Genomic DNA, 21,571 nt, shown 5'->3' with positions numbered 1-21,571 from the left:
TTATCATGACTGCTGTGAATAGGAAATCCGGTTAATGGAGGACATCCATCTAACTGTTTTTCCATAACTAGGATATCGGCATTTGGATGCAAAAATTTTATTAAAAAACTCACATTTGCTAAGATTTTGATATAATCAGTCCGTTTCCCTTGTTTCCAATCGTTGATGCAGGACTATAATGCATAAATAAAAACAGCTTGGCACCCCGGAAAGGGTACCAAGCTGTTGGGTCTATAAGGGCTTAGGAAGTGCGTCTTCGTGTCAAATGAATGAATGTAATGGCAAGCGCCAGAACGAGGACGGTCCCTTTAATGATATCGAAGGCGTAATAAGGCAGATTGAGCATGGTCAGCCCATTCAGCAGAACCCCGATCAGCACGGCCCCGAAAAACGTACCGATCACGTTGGGCTTTCCGGCCCCGAAGACGGAGAAGCCGACGAACACGGCCGCCACGGATTCCATAAGAAGCGGGGACCCTGCGTCAATCTGTCCGGAGCCGACGCGTGCAGCGAACAGGATGCCGCCGATAGCCGCGAAGATGCCGGAGAGCACGTAGGCCAATGTCCGCACGCGGCTGACGGAAATACCGGAGAGGCGTGCTGCTTCCTTGTTGCCGCCCGTTACATACAATTGACGGCCCCAGCGGGTGTAGGTTAAAAAGATATGAACGACGATAACAGCGACGATCATCAGCACCACCGGTACCGGAAGTCCGAACAGCTTGCCTTGACCGATCCAGAGGAAGGATTCGGTAAATTTGCCGGGAGCCTTCGTGCCATCCTGCATCTGCATGTTGTTATAGATGGAGAAGCCTTTGGTGTACGTCTTATGCACGCCGCCGATGATGTACATGACGGCCAGCGTGGCGAGCAAGTCGGGGATCCGCACCTTGACGATCAGCAGGGCGTTCAATAGCCCGATGACGACGCCGATCAGCAGAGGCACCGTCAGCACGACAACCAGCGGAAGCTGGTACCATACCATCATCGATGCGACCACGACGGTCGTTAGTGATACGGTGGAGCCGACCGAGAGATCGAATCCGTCCACGATCTGCGAGAACGTCACGCCGATCGCGACGAAGGTCACGATAGAGATCGACCGGAGAATGTCGGCCATATTATCATAGGATAAGAAATTTTCGTTGACGACGGAGAACACGACGATAACCGCCGCAATAATGATTAACGCTCCATATTTATAGGAATAATCGAGCAGCTTGTCTTTCACTGTACCACAGCCTCCCCTGCACTGGCATAATACAAAATTTGCTCCTGCGTAGCTTCATCGCGCCGCAATTCTTTGACAATCTGCCCGTAGCTCATGACAAGAATCCGATCGGCAATCCCTAATATTTCGGGGATTTCACATGATAAGTACAGAATCCCCTTGCCTTCCTGGGCAAGCCGGCCGATGAGGCGGAAGATATCGCTCTTGGCGCCGACGTCGACCCCTTTGGTCGGCTCGTCGAACAGGTAGACCTGCGCATCGGTCGGCAGCCATTTGCCTACGGCAACCTTCTGCTGGTTGCCTCCGCTTAAATATTGAACCGCCTGCTCCATATTCGGCGGTTGAATGCCCAGCTGCCGTATCATTTCGGCAGCATTGGCGACCTCCTTGGCCCGCTGTACGAAGCCAAGGGAGCTGAAGAGCTTCAGCAGCGGCAAAGACAGGTTATGCTTGATGCTTTGCTCCACCAGAATGCCCTGCTTGCGGCGTTCCTCCGGGATGAGGGCGATGCCTTCCCGGACGGCTGCGGTAGGGCTGGACAGCCTGACCGGCTTGCCCTGAATCCGAATTTCCCCGCGTTCCATCGGGTCGGCGCCGAACAGAACGCGGGACAGCTCGGTTTTACCTGCGCCGACTAGTCCCACGACGCCGACGATTTCGCCCCGGTGAACGGTCAAGTTGACGCCGCGGACCTTGGTCGAGAACGTAATGTCCTTGGCCTCGAGCAGCGGCTCGCCGATGGCGACCTGTACCTTGGGAAATTCCTCCTCGAACGTTCTCCCGAGCATTTGCTCGATGACCGCCTGCGCATTCGTCTCCGCCGCAGGCACGGTGCTGATCCGCTGACCGTCCCGCATCACCGTTACCCGGTCGCTGATGCGAAATACCTCGTTCAGGCGGTGCGAAATAAAGATGCAGCCCACGCCTTCCGATTTGAGACGCTCCATAATGCGGAACAGCTGATCGGCCTCTTCATTGCTGAGAGGAGCCGTCGGTTCGTCGAAAATAATGAATTTGGCTTTTTGCGCCAAGGCGCGGGCGATAAGGACTAGCTGCTTCTGCGCAATGCTGAGCTCAGCGACTTGGCGGCGGACATCGATAGCAAGACCGATCTCGCGCAATATGCGATCGGCTTCCTTATTCAGGCTGCCCCAATGTACCCAGCCGCTGCCAGTCCGCCGGGTCATCCGGTCGAGCATAATATTCTCGGCTACGGTCAATCTAGACACCAATGCGGTATCCACCTCTTGGTAGACGCATTGAATACCGCTGTTCATCGCGTCGCTCGGTCCATGAATGGCAAGAGGCTTCCCGTCGATGGAGATTTGCCCTTCATCCGGGATGTAGGCGCCGGCCAGCACTTTAATCAGCGTGCTTTTCCCGGCTCCATTGGCGCCGAGCAGTGCATGTATCTCACCGCCGCGCACCTCAAAGTCCACCTGCTGAAGCGCCTTAACGCCGGGAAACGATTTGGATATCCGGTTCATTTGCAGTAAGGCGGTGGATAGGGACATCGTTCATCACACTCCTTATTTCAATGGAAAATCCCATCGGGAGGTTCCGATGGGATCAATAGCTCATTACCGAATTACTTCGCGGCAGGCTGCTTCTCAGCTTGCTTCAGCCAATCGGTGTAACCTTGCTGACTGTTGCCCCAGCCCTTCACATGCTCGCTAAGCTGAGCAGTGGAGATTTGGCTGCTTGGCAATTGGTCGCGGGATACGAACACGGGGTCCAGTACGATTTTGTCCGGCGTTTGGTCGCCGTGCAGCTTCTGGTACAGGTAGCGGACTTGAATGCGGCCGATATCCTTAGGATCTACGGCTGCGGAAGCTACCCAAGGGCTTTTGGTATCTTGAATCATTTGCAAGTCTTCATCGCTCATATCGATGCCGTACACTTTGATTTCGGTACGTCCGGCTTGCTGGATTGCGCGGGAAGCGCCTTTTGCGAATTCATCCCATGCAGCCCATACTGCAGTAATATCGCCTTTGTTCGGATATTTTTTCAAGATCGCTTCCATTTGGGATTGCGTATCCAGTGCCGTGTTTTGAGAAGCGGCGCCGAATGCGGCGATCTCTTTGATATCTTTGTTTTTATCCATGAATTCTTTGTAAGCGACTTGTCTGCGCTCCATCGGAGCGAAGCCGGCTACCCAGATCTTGACGATGTTGCCTTTGCCGCCGATGTCTTTGCTCATTTTATCCAGAGTCACTTCGGCCATTTTTTGGTCGCCTTGCTCCAGTACGGTTATGCCTGGCTTTTGGATGTCGGCGTCAAATGCGACAACCGGAATTTTTTTATCCAATGCCTTCTGCACGCCTTGATCCAATGCTTCGGCTGTGCCGTGGTCGATCAGAATACCGTCGAACTTCTGGTTGATCGCCGCGTCCAGATGCGAAGACATTTTAGCCAAGTCGCCGTCGGCTGTAAATACAGTAACCTTGCCGCCGAGCTTTTCTACTTGTTCCTTCACGCCCTCTATGTACTGCGCGGAGAATGTACCCAGATTGATTTGCATAATCAATGCGATTTTTTTATTCTCTAACGAGCTTCCGCCAGCACTGGCATTAGATCCGTTATCTGCAGGCTTCGCTTCCGGTTTGGCCCCGCATGCCGCCAAGCTGATGGCAAGAATCAGGACGAGCACGAGAGCTATACTTTGTTTCAAACGCTTCACGATGAGTTGCCTCCCCCGAATAATTAATTATTTATAATTCCAATAAGAATACTTGGTAAACATATTTTATCATCACGCTATGAAAATAGCAATGATTTTTGCAGGTTTCGACATATTGCGACTCAGCTAGTCCATATGTTATCACAGCAGCCACAGAATGAGAATAACCAATTTTTTTAGGAGCAGGCTCATTTCAGACGAAGCGCCATTTTAATAAAAAAGATTTCCAATCTAGTGACAACTATGTGACAAAACAACTAGAATAGAATTATAGAAAGGTGTCTCTCAAGGAGGGATCCGTTTGATGTTTTGGAGAACGATTCGGTCTAGACGTCGCAGTGTCGTGCTGACATGGCTGCTTTCTTATTTAGCTGTGCTGCTGCTGCCTGTCCTTATTAGCATTATCGTGTATAACTCTTCGAGCAAAACATTGGAAAGTGAGATCCACCAGGCTAACGACGCCCTGTTGAAGCAGGTACGAGAGATTATGGATAACCAGTTTCAGTCGATGGAGCGGCTGAGCTTTGAGATGACCTGGAACGTCAAGGTGCAGGACTTGCTGTATTCGAACAAATACCGGTTTCCGAACGATCAGCGGTACGACATGTTTCAAGTGACCCAGGATTTGAAGCTGTACAAATCGTCGTATCCTTCCATCGATTATTTCTACATTTATTATGCGGCGGATGACGTCCTGCTGCTGCCCACGTTTACGAGGGATTTGGGCTTGGGCTACGAGCTTCTGCATAAAGGCGGGACCTTGACCTATGATCAATGGCTCCGGACTTTGCAGCAAAAGAACTATAAAGGCTTTATTCCGATGCCCTGGATCGGAGAGGACGGCAAATTAAGGAAAGCGGTTGCATATGTCAGCTCCTATGCGACAGACCCCGGGGAGCAGCCGATTGGGGCTAATGTCATCTTACTGGATCAGGCGCGCATTCTTGGGGCTATTGCGAATATGCAGTTTTACCGCGAGGGCCAGGTGCTGATTCTTAATAAAGATAACCAGGTGCTTGTGTCGAGCACAAACGATACGCTGCCGGATGCGTTCCCCTACTCCCAGCTGGAGGGAAATACGGGACTGTTTTATTTCAATAACAAGGACGGGGAGAAGATGGAAGGCTTCTATATCCATTCCGCACGGTCCGAATTGAAGTATGTATCTATTGTTCCAAGCAAGCTGTATTGGAAAAAGGCGGAGCAGGTCCGCAACTTGACTTATATGAGCATTCTGATCAGCTTGCTCGGCGGGATTACGCTCACCTATTTCTTCCTGCGCAAAAATTATGTGCCTGTTCGCCAGCTGGTGCAAGCCTTTGCCGGGAAAAGCGCGGTGTCCATGAATGAAGGGGGCAACGAGTTTCATTATATTGAGCAATCGATACAGAACACTTTAAGAGAGATGGATAAATTCACCGCTCAGATGAGGCAGCAGCGCCAAGTGCTCAAGTCGAATTTTATCGTGAAGCTGCTCAAGGGCAAGCTGGACAGCCAGGTACCGGTCGATGAGGCATTGACCGCCTATCATATGCAGCCTCTGTCGGACAGCTATGCGGTCATGCTCTTGTATGTCAAGGAAAGAGGGCCGTTCTTCGAACGCATTCAGGGGATGGAAACCGGAGATAAGCATATGCTGCTCCAGTTTATTGTAGCGAATGTCGTAGAAGAGCTGGTGAACCGGCAGCACCGCGGCTATGTCGCGGAAATCGACGAGACGTTCGCTTGCCTGATCAATTTCAATCCGAAGGACGATAACGGGCGATTGGAGCAGCTGTTCCAGATTGCGGGCGAAGCACAGGCGTTTCTGCTGGAGCGTTATCAGATTCATATGACTTTATCGATCAGCGGCATCCACGGTTCTCTCAATGGAATAGCGCAGGCCTACTCGGAAGCGCTGGATGCGATGGAATATAAGCTAGTGATGGGCAATAGCGATATCCTGGCTTACCCGATGCTCCGCCAAGAGGCTGGGCAGGACGATAATGCCGGCTACTACTATCCGCTCCCAGTCGAGCAGCAGTGGATGAATGCGATGAAAATCGGTGATCTTGGCCGGGCCAAGCAGACGCTGGAGGAGATTATCGAGCGCAACTTCAACCGTCCGCCCGCGCTGTCCATACCGCTTGCCAAGTGCCTGATGTTTAATTTGGCCAGCACGATGATCAAAACGACGCAGGAAATCGGCAGCGGCCAGGGGCCGTTCTTACGCAACAACCCTGTGTCCGTTGAACGGCTGCTAAGCTGTGAAACGGTAAAAGAAATGCAGGTCGAGCTCATCGGCATGCTGGAGAAGGTATGCAAGTACACGTCCGACAAGCGGCAGCAAAATATACAGCAGGCTCGTCAGGAGGCGCTTAGGGAGCTGGTCGACAGCGTGGTTGCATTCATCGAAGAGCACTATCACGACGTGAACCTGAACATCACCATGATCGGCGATCATTTGGATATGAAGCCGGCCTACGTGTCCAAGCTGTTCAAGGATCAGACAGGCGGCGGCTTGCTCGATTACATTAACAAGGTTCGTATCGAGAAGGCAAAAGCCATGATTGTGGAGCAGAAGAAAAGCATAAGCGACGTCTCCGCACTCGTGGGCTTTAATGATCCGAATGCGTTTATCCGCACGTTTAAAAAATACGAAGGCATCACTCCGGGCAAATTTAAGGAAACCTGGAGCGCCTAAAGCTTGCTTTGAAAACGGCCGTTTCGTTAATTCAGCGCGTGAACGGCCGCTTTTTGGATAAATTGAAGATTGATTTGGCTATTTTGCAGATCGGCTGGTCACTATTGAGGATGAAAATAGAGAAATTGCATATATCTATTTGTAAGCGTTGCCATTATGATCGGGTTAGGAATTGCAGCACATACCTAATCGAGAAATGGGAGGTCACTAGCGATGAAGAAAAGAAGGAAACTCATCCCTATTGTAACGATCGCCACCATGATGGGCAGCTTGATTGCAGCTTGCTCCAATCAATCTTCCGCACCAACGGACACAAGCAAGCAGCCTCAAGGAGGAACCTCAGCTCCAGCGTCTGCAACGACGTATCCGATAAAAACGGACAAAACCTTAACCTACTGGGCCGAGATCAACGGCAACACGGTGGGCATCAAATCCGCCCTGGGCGATATCCCATTCTTTCAGGAATGGCAAAAAAGAACCGGCGTGCCTATGAAGTTCTCTTCACCCGTGGTGAACCAGGCGAAGGAAGGCTTGAACGTTCTTCTCGCTTCAGGCGAGCTGCCGGATATGATTGAATACAACTGGCTTGATTTTCCGGGAGGTCCGGAGAAGGCCATTAAAGACGGTTATATATTGAAGCTTAATGATCTGATCGATAAGAACGCCCCGAACCTGAAGAAATATTTGAAGGAGCACCCGGACGTCGACAAGATGGTCAAGACGGATAACGGCAACTATTTCGCCTTCCCGTTCATCCGCGGCGACGAATACTTGAAGGTATTCCAAGGACCGATCGTCCGCAAGGATTGGCTCGATGAGCTGGGCCTGGAGGTTCCGACCACCATTGACGAATGGTATACGGTACTGAAGGCGTTCAAGGAGAAAAAAGGCGCTGCCGCCCCGCTGTCCTTCTTCAGCGTACCGCGGCCGCTTGAGCAAATTTACAACGGAGCCTTTATCGGTGCCTTCGGCATCAACCGGTTGTTCTATTCGGACAACGGGCAAATCAAGTTCGGTCCCGCCCAGCCGGAATACAAGGAATTCCTTGCTACCTTCCGCAAGTGGTACGCAGAAGGCTTGATCGACAAAAATATCGCGACGGTGGACAGCAAAACGCTGGATGCCAATCTCGCTTCCAATGCGACCGGGGCCACCATCGGCAACACCGGCGGCGGTATCGGCAAATGGATGCCTATCCTGACGGCCAAAGATCCTAAAGCGAATCTGGTAGCCGCCCCCTATCCGGTATTGAAAAAGGGCGATGTCCCTCGCTTCGGGCAAAAAGACCCTGCCTTCGCTCCAGGCGGCATGGTTGCCATTACGGCCAATTCCAAGAACGCGGAGCTGGCCGCCAAGCTGCTCGATTATGGCTATAGCGACGAGGGCCATATGTTCTTCAACTTCGGAACCGAAGGCGTCAGCTACAAGATGGAGAACGGCTATCCGAAGTATACCGATCTGCTGATGAAAAACCCGGATAAGCTGGCTCCTTCCCAAGCCATGTCCCTGTACATCCGCGGTAACTACAACGGGCCGTTTGTTCAGGATAAGCGCTATATTGAGCAATATTTGACTTTGCAGCAGCAAAAGGACGCCATTCCTGTCTGGTCCAAAACCGATGTAGACAAATATGCGCTGCCTCCGATTACGGCTACGCCTCAAGAAAGCACGGAGCTGGCTAAAATCATGACGGACGTGAACACGCTGGTAGATGAAATGACGCTCAAAATCATTCTTGGCAACGAGCCGCTCGAAAACTTCGATAAGTATATGGCGAAGCTCAAAACGCTGAACCTGGACCGTGCCATCGAGATCGAGAAGGCGGCCCTGGATCGCTATAACAAACGTTAATAGGCCAATCGCAGCGGGGCGGGGCTAACGCAGTCCTTCCCTGCTGTGAACCGGCTTTCCGGCTATTCCTGTCATGGTTTCTATTGAGGTTACGGACTTTGAGGAAGGAGGGGAATGATATGGCCAAGACGATGGCTGTACAAACGACCGAATCTGCCGCTATGCGCCGCCGGAGCTTTTCCTCCCGGGTTGTCAGGGATTTTTTGCTCAATAAATATTTGTATTTGATGATGGTGCCTGTTATCGTCTACTACGCTATTTTTCATTACGCACCGATGTACGGGGCCATCATTGCCTTTAAGGACTATACCCCGATGAAAGGCATTCTGGGCAGCCCGTGGGTCGGCCTGGACAATTTCAAGGATTTTTTCAGCAGCTATTATTTTTGGCGTATTTTGAAAAATACTCTGATTATCAGCCTATACTCCTTATGCTTTGAGTTCCCTGCGCCTATTATTTTGGCGATTCTCATCAATGAGGTCCGCAATGCGGCATTCAAGCGGGTTGTCCAATCCATTACGTATATGCCTTATTTCATATCCATGATTGTCATCTGCGGAATGATCAAGGATTTCACGAACAGCGGAGGCGTCATCAACTCGATATTCACCTTTTTCGGCGGAGACGGTCAAGCGATGCTGCAGAAGCCGGAGATGTTCCGGGGCATCTATATCGTATCGGAGATTTGGCAGAAAATCGGATGGGAATCCATCATCTATATTGCTGCATTAATGAGCATCGACCAGGAGCAGTATGAGGCGGCACGGATAGACGGCGCCGGGCGATGGAAGCAGATCCTGCACATTACGCTGCCGGGCATTTTACCGACCATTACGATCCTGTTCATTCTTCGTATGGGCAATATGCTGAACGTAGGGTTCGAGAAAATTATTTTGCTGTACAATCCGGTTACTTACGATACGGCGGACGTTATTAATACGTTCGTATACCGGAAGGGCTTGCTTGAATTCGGCTGGAGCTACAGTTCGGCGGTCGGCTTGTTCAACTCGGTCTTTAATTTGGTGTTATTGATCTCCGCGAACTGGATCAGCCGCAAGGTCAATGAAAACAGCCTTTGGTGAGGAGGAACCGCTATGAAACGGGATAACGACCTTTCGGAACGCATTTTTGACTGGTGCATCCATATCGTGCTGCTGCTGCTGGTTGTCGTTGCGCTCTATCCTCTGCTGCATGTTGCCTTCTCGTCCTTTAGCGACGCTAACCAGATCATCGCTCACCGGGGTGTGCTATGGAAGCCTCTAGGCTTTAGCGTAGAAGCTTATAAGAGCGTGTTCGATAATCCGGATATATTAAAAGGGTACGGCAATACGCTGTTTATCGTTATCGTCGGAGTCATCATCAATTTGTTCGTGACCTCCCTCGGTGCCTATGTGCTCTCCCGCAAAAATGTGATGTGGAACAAGGTCTTCATCTTCGTGATAGTTCTTACGATGTTTTTTAACGGCGGGATGATCCCGTTGTATCTGATTGTCAAAAATGTCGGTCTCATGAACTCCCTATGGGCGACGATCATACCGTTTGCGGTAAACACTTTCAACCTGATCATCATGCGCACCGCCTTCATGTCCGTACCGGACAGTCTGGAGGAGTCGGCCAAGATCGACGGGGCGAATCATTTTACCATCCTGTTCAAAATTATTATTCCGTTATCCATGCCGGTCATCGCCGTTATGATCCTGTATTATGCGGTGGAAAAATGGAACGGCTGGTTCTGGGCCTCGTTATTTTTGAAGGATCGTGAACTGTATCCGCTGCAGCTGATTCTCCGGGAAATACTGCTCGCCAATTCGACGGACAGCATGGCCTCGGGTGCTGCGGCAGCCGACAGGTTCCAGATTGGCGAGACCATCAAGTATGCGACCATCATGGTAGCCACGGTGCCGATCTTGTGCGTATACCCCTTTGTGCAAAAATACTTTGTCAAAGGCGTCATGGTGGGTGCTTTGAAGGGTTAACAGAGGTTTTGGAAAAAGATCGTACGACAGTCCACGGCGGGATCCCTCCCTCCTGGGCGGTACGGTCTATTTTTACATTATAGGGCTTATAAATTTCGGGGCTCCCCGCAAAGTGCCTGAATCCGCTTCGAAGACATGGCCCCACTTTGTGGGGTGAGTCTGTCGAGAAACCTAGTTTTGCGAGAACTTTGCTAAATATGGAGGTGGGGTATTCCTCGGAAGAGTTTACGTCCGCCTTTGAAACCCGTGAAAATACCACTAAATCTGATCCCTTTCACGGGTTTCAACAGCGGCTGGAGGGGCATACCCCACCGTAGTATATTAGCAATAATTCAAGCCTTATAGGTTTCTCGACAATCTGGTCCCACTTTGTGGGTTCTTTTTTCGTTTTTTGGTAGTTGCAGCAACCTTTTGCCAATCGTCTTCGTCAGAAGGGTAACTCCGGAGTTGAAAAAGGAAATAATAGGCTTGCAGCTTAGTTGATACCAAAGAAAGGTGGCTTCATTATGAAAAAATTCGTTACTCTTATGACCTCAGCCGCTATCCTGTGCAGTCTGTCTGCCGGTTCGGTCTATGCCTTTACCGATCTTGATTCTGCCGAGCAGGAGCCGGTTACCGCGCTTAAAGACAGGGGAATTGTAAGCGGCGTGGACAGCCAGCACTTCGTGCCCCGCGGGAAGATCAGCTACGCACAGAGCATCAGCATGCTTGTTAAAGGGCTGAAGCTTTCGCTCGATCACGTCAAATTTGTGAAAAAGCCGGAAGCCTCCGACTATTTCAAGAACGTTCCTAACGATGCCTGGTATGCCGAGGCGTTTATTATAGCCAAGGTGAACGGACTGGACATTCCTGAAGATGTGGATCCGAACGCCCCGATTACCAGGGAAAAGTACGCCAATCTCCTGAACGATGCGATGGATGCGAAGGCTCAGCTTCCGCTTATCAAAATGGCGGTTATCCTTGCGGATGAGGACGATGTCGCTCTCGAGTACAGGGTGGACATGCAGCGAATTTATCTGCTCAAAATTGCCAAGCTAGGTGAAGACCGCAAGGCGTATCCGAAACGGGAGATGACTCGCGGAGAAGCGGCGACCTGGCTGTATAACGGCATCAAATTAGTGGAAGCTCACACCTCCAAGCCGAATCCGCCTCAGCAAGCGGATATTACGGTTGACGTTCAGAAGGTGAACGAAGAGGTGAATAAGGTGATCCTGTCCCGTGAGGTGCCGAACCCAGGGTACGGATTGAACATTACAGGCATCCGTTTCGAAGCGGATGATACTGCCGTGATTCAGTATGAAGTGGTGAATCCGAAGCCGGGCATGATGTATCCGCAGGTGATTACGAACGCGAAGGCGGAAACCTTCGTCGCTTCCAAATACAAGCCTGTGGCTGAGCTTGCAGGCGGGTCCGTTTCGGGCGCGGCAGGAGACTCTGCCGCGTCGGAGGTTGTTACGCCGGAAGCTGCCGCTGTGCAGATTCAATAACCATACATTTGCTTTGAATTCGCTTATTGGAACTTTGTTTCCTTTTCCGTGACAGGCAGTGCTTCGCGTCGGACGGAACGGATGCGGACTAACCCGACAGTCGCGACGGGTACCCTCTCTTTAACATCCGTGCAGCCGGCCGGCGTCCGTTCAAGAAGCACCGCTCTACTAATCAGGAACTGTGCGTAAATGTTACCCTATGCTGAGTATTGCTCCGGAGCATCAAGCTCCCGGGGAAGGACGCAGGCATAGGGTATTTTGTTTAGGAGATGCTAAGATGTGGTAAGAAAACCTATATCGGGCTTTTTCAAGGACGAGCGGCCGTGTTCAATGGTTGGTTTTATCGCCAGAATAGCATTTTCAAGCCCCGATGACCTTGGGTCTTATAGATGCTATTGTGGTAAAATAAACCTGCACGGGCTGGACATAACTACGCGGTTAATGAGAGGAGCTGCTATGATGGATAAACAATATGTGGAGTTGAACGGGCTTCGAATGGCCTATCGGGAGAAGGGGCAGGGACAGGCTGTAGTGCTGCTGCACGGCTTTTGCGGGAGCTCGGCTTACTGGGACAAGCTGCTTCCGCTGCTGCCCGAGAGCAGCCGATTCATTGTGCCTGACCTGCGCGGTCATGGGGATTCGGGAGCGCCGGATGGAGTGTATTCGATGGAGACTCTAGCGGACGATATTGCCCAGCTGGTTCAGCAGCTTGGCCTGGGCAAGGCCATTCTGCTTGGCCATTCACTCGGCGGATACGCCGCCTTGGCGGTTGCCGAGCATTATCCGGAGCTGCTGGCCGGCTTCGGCTTGATTCATTCGACGGCTTTTCCTGACAGCGAGGAAGCGAAGCAGGGACGTTTGAAAAGCCAGGAGACGATCAAGGAGAAAGGGCTTCCGGTATTCATCGACGGCTTGATACCGAAGCTGTTCGCACCGGCGCATCTGCAATCGATGCCTGATGAGGTGCAGGAGGCGGTTCGCATCGGCTACGGCACAAGCCCTGAGGGCGCTGTCAACACGCTGGAAGGCATGCGCTTGCGGCCGGACCGCAACCGGGTTCTGGAGACGGCGCGCGTCCCCGTGCTGCTTGTTGCAGGCAAGCACGATCAGATCGTGCCGGTCGAGCGCACGTTCACGGTCAGCGGCGATAGGTTCACTCAATGCCTGATCGAGGACGCCGGCCACATGAGCATGATGGAATCGCCGCAAAAGCTGGCCGATGCCATCAGCAGCTTCGCCGCAAGGGTGAAGTAGCAGAAAGAGTCACTGGACATCGCTTAGAGCAGCGACGCCAGTGACTCTTTTTTTGATCGGGCCTGCCTTGCAGCGCTGACAGCAAGACGAAGCTGCTCAAGCAATTCGTCGTCCGAAGCCAACTCGCCGTATTGGCAGTCGTTACGGCTGATCCAACGGCTCTACGCCGATGGTGATCCCTGTATCGCCGGGATCCTTCATGCCGATCCGGGTGATGTACCAGCCTTCCCCAAGGTCTGGGGCCTGATTAAATTTCTGAATGGTGACGACAGCCGAGCCCTGCTCGTCATACTCGGTGGCTACGACCCGGTAGTCAAACGAGTATTGAACCGTATCCTCATCCGGCGATGACGATTCTAAATTCTCGATAGCTCCCATATGGGGGCTCGACCCTCCAGTTACCCAAAAAAACGATTCGAACTCACTTTTGGTGCGCTCCTTTAATTCCGGAGAGAACACGGCGTACTGCAGAGCGCCGTTTCGGGTCCGGATACCTTTGATCCAAGTGTTCAAAGCCTCTTCGGGTGTATCGGCAAGCAGCGCATCCTGCAGCCGGTTTACCTGTACGGCAAGTCTTGCTGCGTCGGGAAGCGTTACCCGAACCTCCTGTGATTGAGAATCGTAGGACGCTGACCCTCTAAACTCTTTTGCAACCAGCTCGATGGGGGCCATTACCTTGCCGTCCTCCACTTTTAGGCCAAGCACAGTCGGGACATAAGGAATATCATTAATATACAAGCTAAGCTTGGATTCGGCGTATGCGGAGCCTGCTATAGCGGCTGCAGCGACAAGAGAACAAATTGTTATTTTCGGAATGAGCTTCATGGTATGTTTTTACCTCCAATTATTTTAGTAAAGAAAAGACGAGGCAAAGTGAGAGAAGGTTGTAAATTTTTACTATAATTCGTGAAGATTTCCGAGAGTGATTTGAATTATTTCCTAGGCAATTAGTATAAGGAAGCTGTGAACTACAGAGGCTGGCGATAACGGGAGTAAGGCTCTCGCCAGCAGCCGCTGTTTTTTTTCTTGCCATATTCCGTTTTATAATTATAATCAACACAAGAGAACTGTTATCCGATAACGCACTAATGGATAGAATTACTGTAGCCTGAACACAAGCGAAAGCGCAAACAAATCGGCCCCGGATGTACGCGAAGCATTCAGATGTATTTGAAAGGCCGGCAGGATAGAACCATAAGCTTATGATTTCGTAAGAATGCAAATTCAATTTATTCTCGAAATTTCATACGGTCTCATCATCCGTATTTCATGTATACAAGATCTTGTCACCGGAACGGGCATGACCTACAACCAGAACATAAGAAGGTGCTTGTAATGCATAAGCTCAGGCTTACATTGAACTCAAATCAGCGGTTTTTGCTTCGAAATGTATCGATTATTGTGCTCGGCTTATTTATTAACCAGCTTCTGCAGACCGTGGGGAGCATTGTATTAGCGCGCGTGTTGAACGATCCTAGTCAATTCGGGGAAATTAATCTGCTCCTGCAAATTTTCGGCATGGTAACCTTATTCCTTAATGTGGGCTTTAACGCCGCTTTGGTTTACGGCTTTTCTACGGACAGGCAGGAAGCCGTTCGCAATAAATTTCGGCTGGCGATGGTCGGAAGCGTGTTTTTCGGCATCGTCATCAGCGTGATTTTGTCCGCTCTGTCCCCTTTTCTTGCGCATACGTATCAGCTGCCTTCCCTGAAGGGAGCGCTGATTATCAGCTCGCTGATGCTCGTATTCAATTCGGTCATCAACGTGGGGGTAGCGTCCTTTTCCGGTAACAGGGACTTCGGGACACAGGCATTCTTTATGGTTATAACGACCATTTTCTCCACGATGGGGATGGTGCTGGGCGTACTGGTGCCGATAGGCCATCATTTTTTGTGGGGTGTGGCATTCTGGATGGGCGTCGGCTCTGTGCTGACGGCTCTTTGCATTTGCTGGAAAGCGGAGAAGGTGCATCATCCCAAATGGCTGGGTGCCGTAACAATGGATCCCATGCGGGACATGCTGAAGTACGGCGTTCCGCTATGGGCGGGCAATATCGCCAAAGCGTTCCAGCAGCCTTTTCTCGTCATGGTCGTCGGGGCGAGCTCCGTCATTGCGGTAGGCCATCTGGCCAATGCCTTTCGGATAACCGGTTTTATCGGGATTGTCACCTGGGCGTTCATGATCGTGACGTTTCCCTTTGTTGCCGAAAGCTCCCGCGATTTGGAGGAAAGCAGACGGAGAGGCACCTTGTGCGTGCGCTACAACAACATTATTTTGTATCCTTTGACGCTGGCCATTTGCTTGTACCCCGACGAAATTAACGGGTTCCTGTTCGGCTCCAGCTATACGACCGGGGATTCGGGAATGTATATTCGGTTGTTGGCGTTAGGCGTATTCTTCTCCTCCGTCGGCCGTCTAGGCGGTAATATATTGGCAGGTATGGGGAAGACGCGGGCTAATTTCTGGGTGATGATCGTTGCGGGAATTTTCGTCATTGCCATCGTGCCGTTCGTTGCTGCAAGCAGCCCAGTGCTCGCGGTATGGATCTATACGGGCGGCTGGGCCGTATCGGCCATCTCGATGATATGGTTCTTCTTTGTAGAAGGATTTCCGCTGCACTGGTGGAAAGCCTACGGCGAGCCTTTGATACCGACGCTGGCTATGGGGGCCTTCATGGAGATCGGACGATTTACAGGACCTCTGTACGTATGGTTTATCATAGCAGGTGTTGCGGCGCTCATTCTGTTGACTTATTTGATAGAAAACGAGTGGCTGCATCAGCGAAAGCCGGCTGTCCAATGGAGCTCAGCCGAACGGGATGAGCGGGGCAAATTTCATAATGGGTAGGATATATGTTGAAAGCTTGATGGTGATAGCAAGCGCAGCATGTTATCCCAATCGAACAGCGTTCCGGTTATGGGGCGCTGTTTTTTATTTTGGAACTATTTTCTAAGCTGATGATTATTCCAGGACCTAGATGGATTATTCCTTGGGGCTAAATAGTTAAATCGTGTTTATTGCTGTAACGCCCGGATCGAGATACGTTTAAGGGGTTCCCCGGAACAGCAGGCGAAGCCTGGCAGGATGATTCCTTATTGAAAATGAAACGGGAGGTGATACCAGGCATTCGCGCATCCTGCACACGCCTGCAGCAGTTTAACCCCAAAAAGGAGGTAATTGTACGAATGAGATGGATGAAAAGAAAATACGCCGCCCTCATGCTCGGCATATCGCTGATCGCGGCCATGATGATGCTCGGCACCGCCTCGGCCGCCACCCTATTCAGTGATAACTTCGAGGACGGGAACGCGGACGGCTGGACGACGCAGTATGGGACCTGGTCCGTTGTGAAGGACGGGGCCTCGTACGTGTACTATCAGTCCAGTACGGATGAGGGACGCGCCTCGGCCGGCAGCCAGAGCTGGACGGATTACAGTGTTACGGCCGACGTGAAGGTCGACAACTGGAACGGCTCCAACCGGACCTATGTTGCGGGCCGGTATAAGGACGGCAACAACTATTATGCCGCATCCTTGTATAACAGCAGCGGAGGCACTTTGGAAATCCGTAAAAAAGTAAGCGGCTCCACAACAACCTTGGCCACAAAAACGAACTTTGGACTGGCGGCAGGCACATGGTATACGGTAAAACTTGAAATCATTGGAACTTCTATTAAAATGTATATTAACGGTACCTTGCAGCTGTCCGCCACGGATTCAAGTTTAACGTCTGGCGGGATTGGGCTGATCGCCTATAAAACGGTCTCGAAGTTTGATAACGTTTCCGTCTCGGACAGCTCGGCGTCGACACCGACTCCATCTCCAACGTCGACACCGACGCCTACACCGACGCCTACGCCGACACCAACGGCAACACCAACCGCGACGCCGACAACGGGCACGATTTATGTGGCGCCGAACGGTCTGGACAGCAACTCGGGAGCTATCGGCAGTCCGACGACACTTACTTCCGCGATTACGCGTGTGGCACCGGGCGGAACGATCTATTTGCGGGGAGGCACTTATGCTTACTCCACTCAAATTACCATAGACCGCACGAACAGCGGTACGGCCAGCGCCAAGAAGCAAATCGTGGCTTACGGCTCCGAGAAGCCGGTGCTCGATTTCTCCTCTCAGCCTTATAACGCTTCCGACGTTTCGAAAAACGCCAGAGGCTTGCAAATCAACGGCAGCTATTGGGTTGTCAAGGGGCTGGAGATTAAAGGCTCTGCCGACAACGGCGTCTATGTCGCAGGCAATTATAATCGAATCGAAAACCTGGATATCCACAATAACAGGGATACAGGGCTGCAGCTAGGAAGATACGCTTCCTCGGCTGCCAAGAGCGAGTGGCCGAGCTACAACGAAATTATCAATACGTATTCACACGATAACTTTGACCCGGATAACGGGGAGGATGCGGACGGATTTGCTGCCAAGCTGACGGTCGGTCCAGGCAACGTATTTGATGGCTGCATCTCCGCCTACAATACGGATGACGGCTGGGATTTGTATACCAAGTCGGACACGGGAGCCATCAGTCCGGTAACCATCAAGAACAGCATCGCTCATCATAACGGTCAAACCTCGACCGGCAGCAGCACAAGCAACAGTGACGGAAACGGCTTCAAGCTGGGCGGAGAACAAATCGCCGTCAATCACATCGTCATCAATTCGGTAGCTTATCTCAACAAAAAGCACGGCTTTACGTATAACAGCAATCCGGGCTCGATAACGTTGAAGAACAATACGTCCTATAGCAACGGACAAAGCAATTTTGCATTTGACTCCGGTACGCATCAATTTACGAACAATTTGTCCTATAAGGGCGGTTCCAGCGACAAGACGAGCGGAACCGATGTGGACAGCTCGAACGTATGGTGGAAAAACAATAAAAGCACCAATGCCAAAGGCTTGGTTGCGGCAGATGATGATTTTGTCAGCCTGACGCCTACATTAACCCGCAATGCAGACGGTTCACCGAACCTGGGCAGCTTCCTGAAGCTCGCTTCCGGCAGCGACATGAAGGGAGCGGGAACGCCGAGCGGCACGGATATCGGTCGTAACTAAAGCAACGGGAGTAACATTCATTCACGCGTTCGGATGATACGGCTCATCCGAACGCCTGCTTTTGCAATAAGATGCGGCGATCAGGAACTACACTTGTAAATGGGGGGCGAAGGATATCAATACAACTTGGATTTATTGCATGCTCTTCATGCTGCTGTTTTTCCTGGTTTCCCGCTATGGGATGAGGAGGGGGACGATTCGCCGGGAAACAGCTCCGGCCCATGGAATCGTTATGGCGGTTCTGGGCGCAGGACTGGTGCTTCGGCTTGTGATTGCTTGGAACGTGTACGGGTATGACGCAGACGTCAATACGTTCAAGGCTTGGGCGGACCATGCCGCTTCCGCAGGAATGATGCGGTTCTATACTACCGATATGTTCGTCGACTATCCGCCGGGATATATTTATGTCTTATACATCATAGGATTCATCCGAAGCGCTCTCCATATCTCATGGGATTCGTCATGGGCGCTGCTCCTTTTGAAAAGCCCCGCAATGCTCGCCGATCTGCTGACTTCTTACCTCATCTTCCGATGGGGATCACGTCATGCAGGGGGCGCTGCGGCACTCGGGGCCGCCGTGTTGTACTTGCTGAATCCGGCGATTATCGTCAATTCGGCGGGATGGGGTCAGGTCGATTCTTTTTTCATGCTGTGGATGCTCCTGTTTATCGAGGCTGTCCTGGGCGGCAGACTGCGGCAGGCGTCCGCATATTATGCGGTGGCGCTTCTGATTAAACCGCAAGCGCTGCTGTTTGCCCCGCTGCTCCTGCTGGTCTTCATCCGCAGAGGCAACTGGAAATCTTTTCTTGCCAGCTTTGCAAGCGGCTTGGCTGTGTTCAGCCTGTTGGCGGCTCCCTTTCTTCTATTGAAGGGTCCGCTCTGGATCTTTAGCCTGTATTTTGGAACCTTATCATCCTATCCATACGCAAGCTTGAATGCGTACAATATCATGACCTTATTGGGAGGCAATTTCGCCCCGATCACGGGTCAAACGCTGTTCCTTACCTTCCAGTCATGGAGCGTCATCCTGATGGCCTGCGTGCTTCTGTATACGGTGTATTTGTATCTGAAAAGCAGCAAGGACGAGAAGCAGCTTGCCATCATTGCCGGCATTCTAATGACAGGGACTTTCGTTGTGCTGACCAAAATGCACGAAAGGTATTTATACTACGCGCTGCTTTTTATCCTGCTGGGGTTCCTGCATCTTCGCGACAGGCGGCTCTTGTACTGCTTTCTCGGATTAAGCCTGACTCACTTCATCAATGTGGACCAAGTACTGCTGGGCAGCCTGGAGCAGCTATACCATATCCCTCCGGATGATGCCGTGTTGACCGTCGTTTCACTGGCCAACGTTATGCTGTTTTTATATTTATGCAGATGGGCATGGCAAACGATTGTACTCCGTCAGATGTCCAGTATGGGGTCCCTGCAAGAAGACGAAGCCGCTCGAAGCGATGACGTCGAGGCCAGAATTCAAACCGGCGCTGCTGCGGAGAACGAATCGGCTAGCGCTGTCGGTTGGAGGCTGCCAGAGCCCAAGCCTCTCAATTGGGGAAGGAAGGATACGCTGCTGCTGGGCGGCCTGGTGCTTGTGTACTCCGTATTGGCTTTGTACCATCTCGGCTCTGCCAAAGCTCCGGAAACAGGATGGCTCGCATCCAGGGAAGGAGAGCAGGTCCTACTGGATTTGGGAGAGAGCAAGCCGATTGAGAGAATCAACAGCTTTTCGGGTGTCGGCGACGGAAGCTTCACTTATGAGATCAGCGCGGATGGACAAACTTGGAGCCGCCCGATTCATGTGTCGAATGACATCGTCAAGGTGTTCATGTGGCAGGTGGTTTCCGTCCATGAAACCGGACGTTATGTTAAGCTGACAGTGGAACGTCCTTCATTTACGCTTAATGAGCTTGCCGTATACGCATCGGGCAGCGAAATCCCGGTACCCGTATTGTCGATTAAGGGGGAGAATATGGATCCTCCAACCAAAGCGGATACCGTTGGCCGGCTGATCGATGAGCCTTCTCAGGCTTCATACCGGTCTACGTATATGAACGGTACGTACTTCGATGAAATTTATCACGCGCGCACTGCTTACGAGCATTTGCATCACCTCGAGCCATATGAATGGACCCACCCGCCGTTGGGTAAACTATTGATTTCCATCGGAATTATGGTATTCGGGATGAATCCGTTCGGCTGGCGCATCGTCGGAACGCTGTTCGGGATCGCTATGATTCCGCTGATGTATTTGCTTGGCAAGCGAATGTTCGGAAGAAGCGAGTATGCGTTTGTATCCAGCTTCCTGTTGACGGTAGACGGGCTGCATTTCGTACAGACGCGCATCGCCACTATAGATGTGTACGGGGTTTTCTTTATCCTGCTGATGTTTTATTTCATGTACCGTTACGTCTGTACAAGAATGTTTGCGGAAGATTGGCGGAAATCCCTGGTTCTGCTTGCGCTTTGCGGTCTGTTCTTCGGCATCGGGGCAGCCTCCAAGTGGATTGTATTGTATGCGGGGAGCGGCTTGGCGCTGATTTTCTTTCTCTGGCTGTTCTGGCATTACCGCGTCTACGCGGCTGCCGGGAAAGGGTTAGCGTCCATGAATAGCACCGATCCGGGCCTTCTTGCCGAATGGAAGCATATTCGGAATGTATTTCCTCGGCGGACGTTGGTTACGTTGGCTGTATGCATCGTATTTTATATCCTTATTCCGGCGGTCATCTATGTCTTGTCCTACATCCCGTTTATGCTTGTTCCGGGTACAGGACACGGACTGGCCGAAGTATGGTCGTATCAAAAGCAGATGCTAGATTATCACAGCCAGCTGAAGGGTACGCACCCGTTCAGCTCCTCCTGGTGGCAGTGGCCGGTCATGAGCAGGCCTGTGTGGTATTACGGAGCGGCAGAGCTGCCGCCGGGTACCATATCGAGTATCGTTGCGATAGGCAATCCATTGGTATGGTGGGGCGGATTTCTGGCGATCCTTCTGTTCATTTTCAGAATGGTCAAGTCGAGAGAAGCGACGGTTATTTTTATCGTCATCGCCTTTTTCTCGCAATATATCCCATGGATGTTCGTTCCGCGAATGACGTTTATTTATCATTATTTCGGAATGGTGCCTTTTTCTATATTGGCGGTTACTTACTATTACAGGCAAATAAAAGAATCGCAGCAGGGAAAAATAGGATGGATGTACGGTTATTTGGCCGCCGCTGCACTCTGTTTCGTCTTGTTTTACCCCATCCTGTCCGGACTTGTCATTGATCGGTCATACGCCGAGCATGTGCTGAAATGGTTTCCGCAGTGGCAGTTTTTCTAGAGTCCGTGGGAGCTATCC

Annotated in this window: 12 protein-coding genes and 2 pseudogenes; 10 read left to right on the top strand and 4 right to left on the bottom strand. The window is 51.4% G+C overall.

The genetic code is table 11. From position 1 onward, the window contains the following. Nucleotides 1-241: 241 nt before the first annotated feature. The 3 genes from ABEA66_RS07490 to ABEA66_RS07480 form a co-directional block, all read right to left on the bottom strand. The gene (locus ABEA66_RS07490) at nucleotides 242-1,231 is read right to left on the bottom strand and encodes an ABC transporter permease (RefSeq protein ID WP_079914363.1); all 990 of its coding nucleotides are present in this window, start codon (nucleotides 1,229-1,231) and stop codon (nucleotides 242-244) included. After that, nucleotides 1,228-2,745 carry a sugar ABC transporter ATP-binding protein gene (locus ABEA66_RS07485; protein ID WP_345587070.1) on the bottom strand — a complete coding sequence of 506 codons (1,518 nt, stop codon included), beginning with the start codon at nucleotides 2,743-2,745 and terminating at the stop codon, nucleotides 1,228-1,230. The genes ABEA66_RS07490 and ABEA66_RS07485 overlap by 4 nt, the downstream gene beginning before the upstream one ends. A 74-nt stretch (nucleotides 2,746-2,819) precedes the next feature. Then, nucleotides 2,820-3,911 (bottom strand): sugar ABC transporter substrate-binding protein, encoded by a 1,092-nt coding sequence (locus tag ABEA66_RS07480; RefSeq protein ID WP_079914365.1) that lies wholly within the window; start codon nucleotides 3,909-3,911, stop codon nucleotides 2,820-2,822. 304 nt (nucleotides 3,912-4,215) lie between these two features. Here ABEA66_RS07480 and ABEA66_RS07475 point away from each other — a divergent pair, with 304 nt between their 5' ends. From ABEA66_RS07475 to ABEA66_RS07450, 6 genes are all read left to right on the top strand, one after another. Next, nucleotides 4,216-6,594 (top strand): helix-turn-helix domain-containing protein, encoded by a 2,379-nt coding sequence (locus tag ABEA66_RS07475; protein WP_345587384.1) that lies wholly within the window; start codon nucleotides 4,216-4,218, stop codon nucleotides 6,592-6,594. Nucleotides 6,595-6,807: 213 nt separating this feature from the next. Beyond that, nucleotides 6,808-8,445, top strand: coding sequence for an extracellular solute-binding protein (locus ABEA66_RS07470; protein WP_345587069.1), 1,638 nt, complete (start codon nucleotides 6,808-6,810; stop codon nucleotides 8,443-8,445). Nucleotides 8,446-8,564: 119 nt separating this feature from the next. Further along, nucleotides 8,565-9,527, top strand: coding sequence for an ABC transporter permease (locus ABEA66_RS07465; RefSeq protein ID WP_192705383.1), 963 nt, complete (start codon nucleotides 8,565-8,567; stop codon nucleotides 9,525-9,527). Nucleotides 9,528-9,539: 12 nt separating this feature from the next. Next, on the top strand, nucleotides 9,540-10,421 hold the full coding sequence (locus ABEA66_RS07460) for a carbohydrate ABC transporter permease (RefSeq protein ID WP_079914368.1): 882 nt from the start codon (nucleotides 9,540-9,542) through the stop codon (nucleotides 10,419-10,421). Nucleotides 10,422-10,927: 506 nt separating this feature from the next. After that, on the top strand, nucleotides 10,928-11,908 hold the full coding sequence (locus ABEA66_RS07455; RefSeq protein ID WP_345587068.1) for an S-layer homology domain-containing protein: 981 nt from the start codon (nucleotides 10,928-10,930) through the stop codon (nucleotides 11,906-11,908). A 459-nt stretch (nucleotides 11,909-12,367) separates the two neighbouring features. After that, nucleotides 12,368-13,162 carry an alpha/beta fold hydrolase gene (locus ABEA66_RS07450; RefSeq protein WP_345587383.1) on the top strand — a complete coding sequence of 265 codons (795 nt, stop codon included), beginning with the start codon at nucleotides 12,368-12,370 and terminating at the stop codon, nucleotides 13,160-13,162. 141 nt (nucleotides 13,163-13,303) lie between these two features. On the opposite strand, the gene ABEA66_RS07445 is transcribed toward ABEA66_RS07450, so the two are convergent. Then, nucleotides 13,304-13,987: a hypothetical protein gene (locus ABEA66_RS07445; protein WP_079914371.1), complete on the bottom strand. Its 684-nt coding sequence runs from the start codon at nucleotides 13,985-13,987 to the stop codon at nucleotides 13,304-13,306. A 510-nt stretch (nucleotides 13,988-14,497) separates the two neighbouring features. Here ABEA66_RS07445 and ABEA66_RS07440 point away from each other — a divergent pair. The 4 genes and pseudogenes from ABEA66_RS07440 to ABEA66_RS07425 all read left to right on the top strand — a co-directional run bounded on the left by ABEA66_RS07440 (nucleotide 14,498) and on the right by ABEA66_RS07425 (nucleotide 21,553). Beyond that, nucleotides 14,498-16,009: an oligosaccharide flippase family protein gene (locus ABEA66_RS07440; protein ID WP_345587067.1), complete on the top strand. Its 1,512-nt coding sequence runs from the start codon at nucleotides 14,498-14,500 to the stop codon at nucleotides 16,007-16,009. A 254-nt stretch (nucleotides 16,010-16,263) separates the two neighbouring features. Next, a pseudogene (locus tag ABEA66_RS07435) lies at nucleotides 16,264-16,941 on the top strand (3-keto-alpha-glucoside-1,2-lyase-like domain-containing protein); the annotation flags it as partial. 117 nt (nucleotides 16,942-17,058) lie between these two features. Beyond that, nucleotides 17,059-18,231: pseudogene (locus ABEA66_RS07430) on the top strand (right-handed parallel beta-helix repeat-containing protein); the annotation flags it as partial. A 139-nt stretch (nucleotides 18,232-18,370) separates the two neighbouring features. Beyond that, the gene (locus ABEA66_RS07425; protein ID WP_345587066.1) at nucleotides 18,371-21,553 is read left to right on the top strand and encodes a phospholipid carrier-dependent glycosyltransferase; all 3,183 of its coding nucleotides are present in this window, start codon (nucleotides 18,371-18,373) and stop codon (nucleotides 21,551-21,553) included. Nucleotides 21,554-21,571 lie beyond the last annotated feature (18 nt).

The organism is Paenibacillus vulneris, from assembly GCF_039543185.1.
Classification (GTDB): domain Bacteria; phylum Bacillota; class Bacilli; order Paenibacillales; family NBRC-103111; genus Paenibacillus_S; species Paenibacillus_S vulneris.
This window is presented reverse-complemented; position numbering and strand designations above follow the sequence as displayed.

What these genes read in the sequence shown, in the direction of transcription:
- ABEA66_RS07485 (WP_345587070.1), bottom strand. Translation starts at nt 2,745, where the DNA reads ATGTCCCTATCCACCGCCTTACTGCAAATGAACCGGATATCCAAATCG.
- ABEA66_RS07475 (WP_345587384.1), top strand. Translation starts at nt 4,216, where the DNA reads ATGTTTTGGAGAACGATTCGGTCTAGACGTCGCAGTGTCGTGCTGACA.
- ABEA66_RS07470 (WP_345587069.1), top strand. Translation starts at nt 6,808, where the DNA reads ATGAAGAAAAGAAGGAAACTCATCCCTATTGTAACGATCGCCACCATG.
- ABEA66_RS07465 (WP_192705383.1), top strand. Translation starts at nt 8,565, where the DNA reads ATGGCCAAGACGATGGCTGTACAAACGACCGAATCTGCCGCTATGCGC.
- ABEA66_RS07460 (WP_079914368.1), top strand. Translation starts at nt 9,540, where the DNA reads ATGAAACGGGATAACGACCTTTCGGAACGCATTTTTGACTGGTGCATC.
- ABEA66_RS07455 (WP_345587068.1), top strand. Translation starts at nt 10,928, where the DNA reads ATGAAAAAATTCGTTACTCTTATGACCTCAGCCGCTATCCTGTGCAGT.
- ABEA66_RS07450 (WP_345587383.1), top strand. Translation starts at nt 12,368, where the DNA reads ATGGATAAACAATATGTGGAGTTGAACGGGCTTCGAATGGCCTATCGG.
- ABEA66_RS07445 (WP_079914371.1), bottom strand. Translation starts at nt 13,987, where the DNA reads ATGAAGCTCATTCCGAAAATAACAATTTGTTCTCTTGTCGCTGCAGCC.
- ABEA66_RS07440 (WP_345587067.1), top strand. Translation starts at nt 14,498, where the DNA reads ATGCATAAGCTCAGGCTTACATTGAACTCAAATCAGCGGTTTTTGCTT.
- ABEA66_RS07425 (WP_345587066.1), top strand. Translation starts at nt 18,371, where the DNA reads ATGCTCTTCATGCTGCTGTTTTTCCTGGTTTCCCGCTATGGGATGAGG.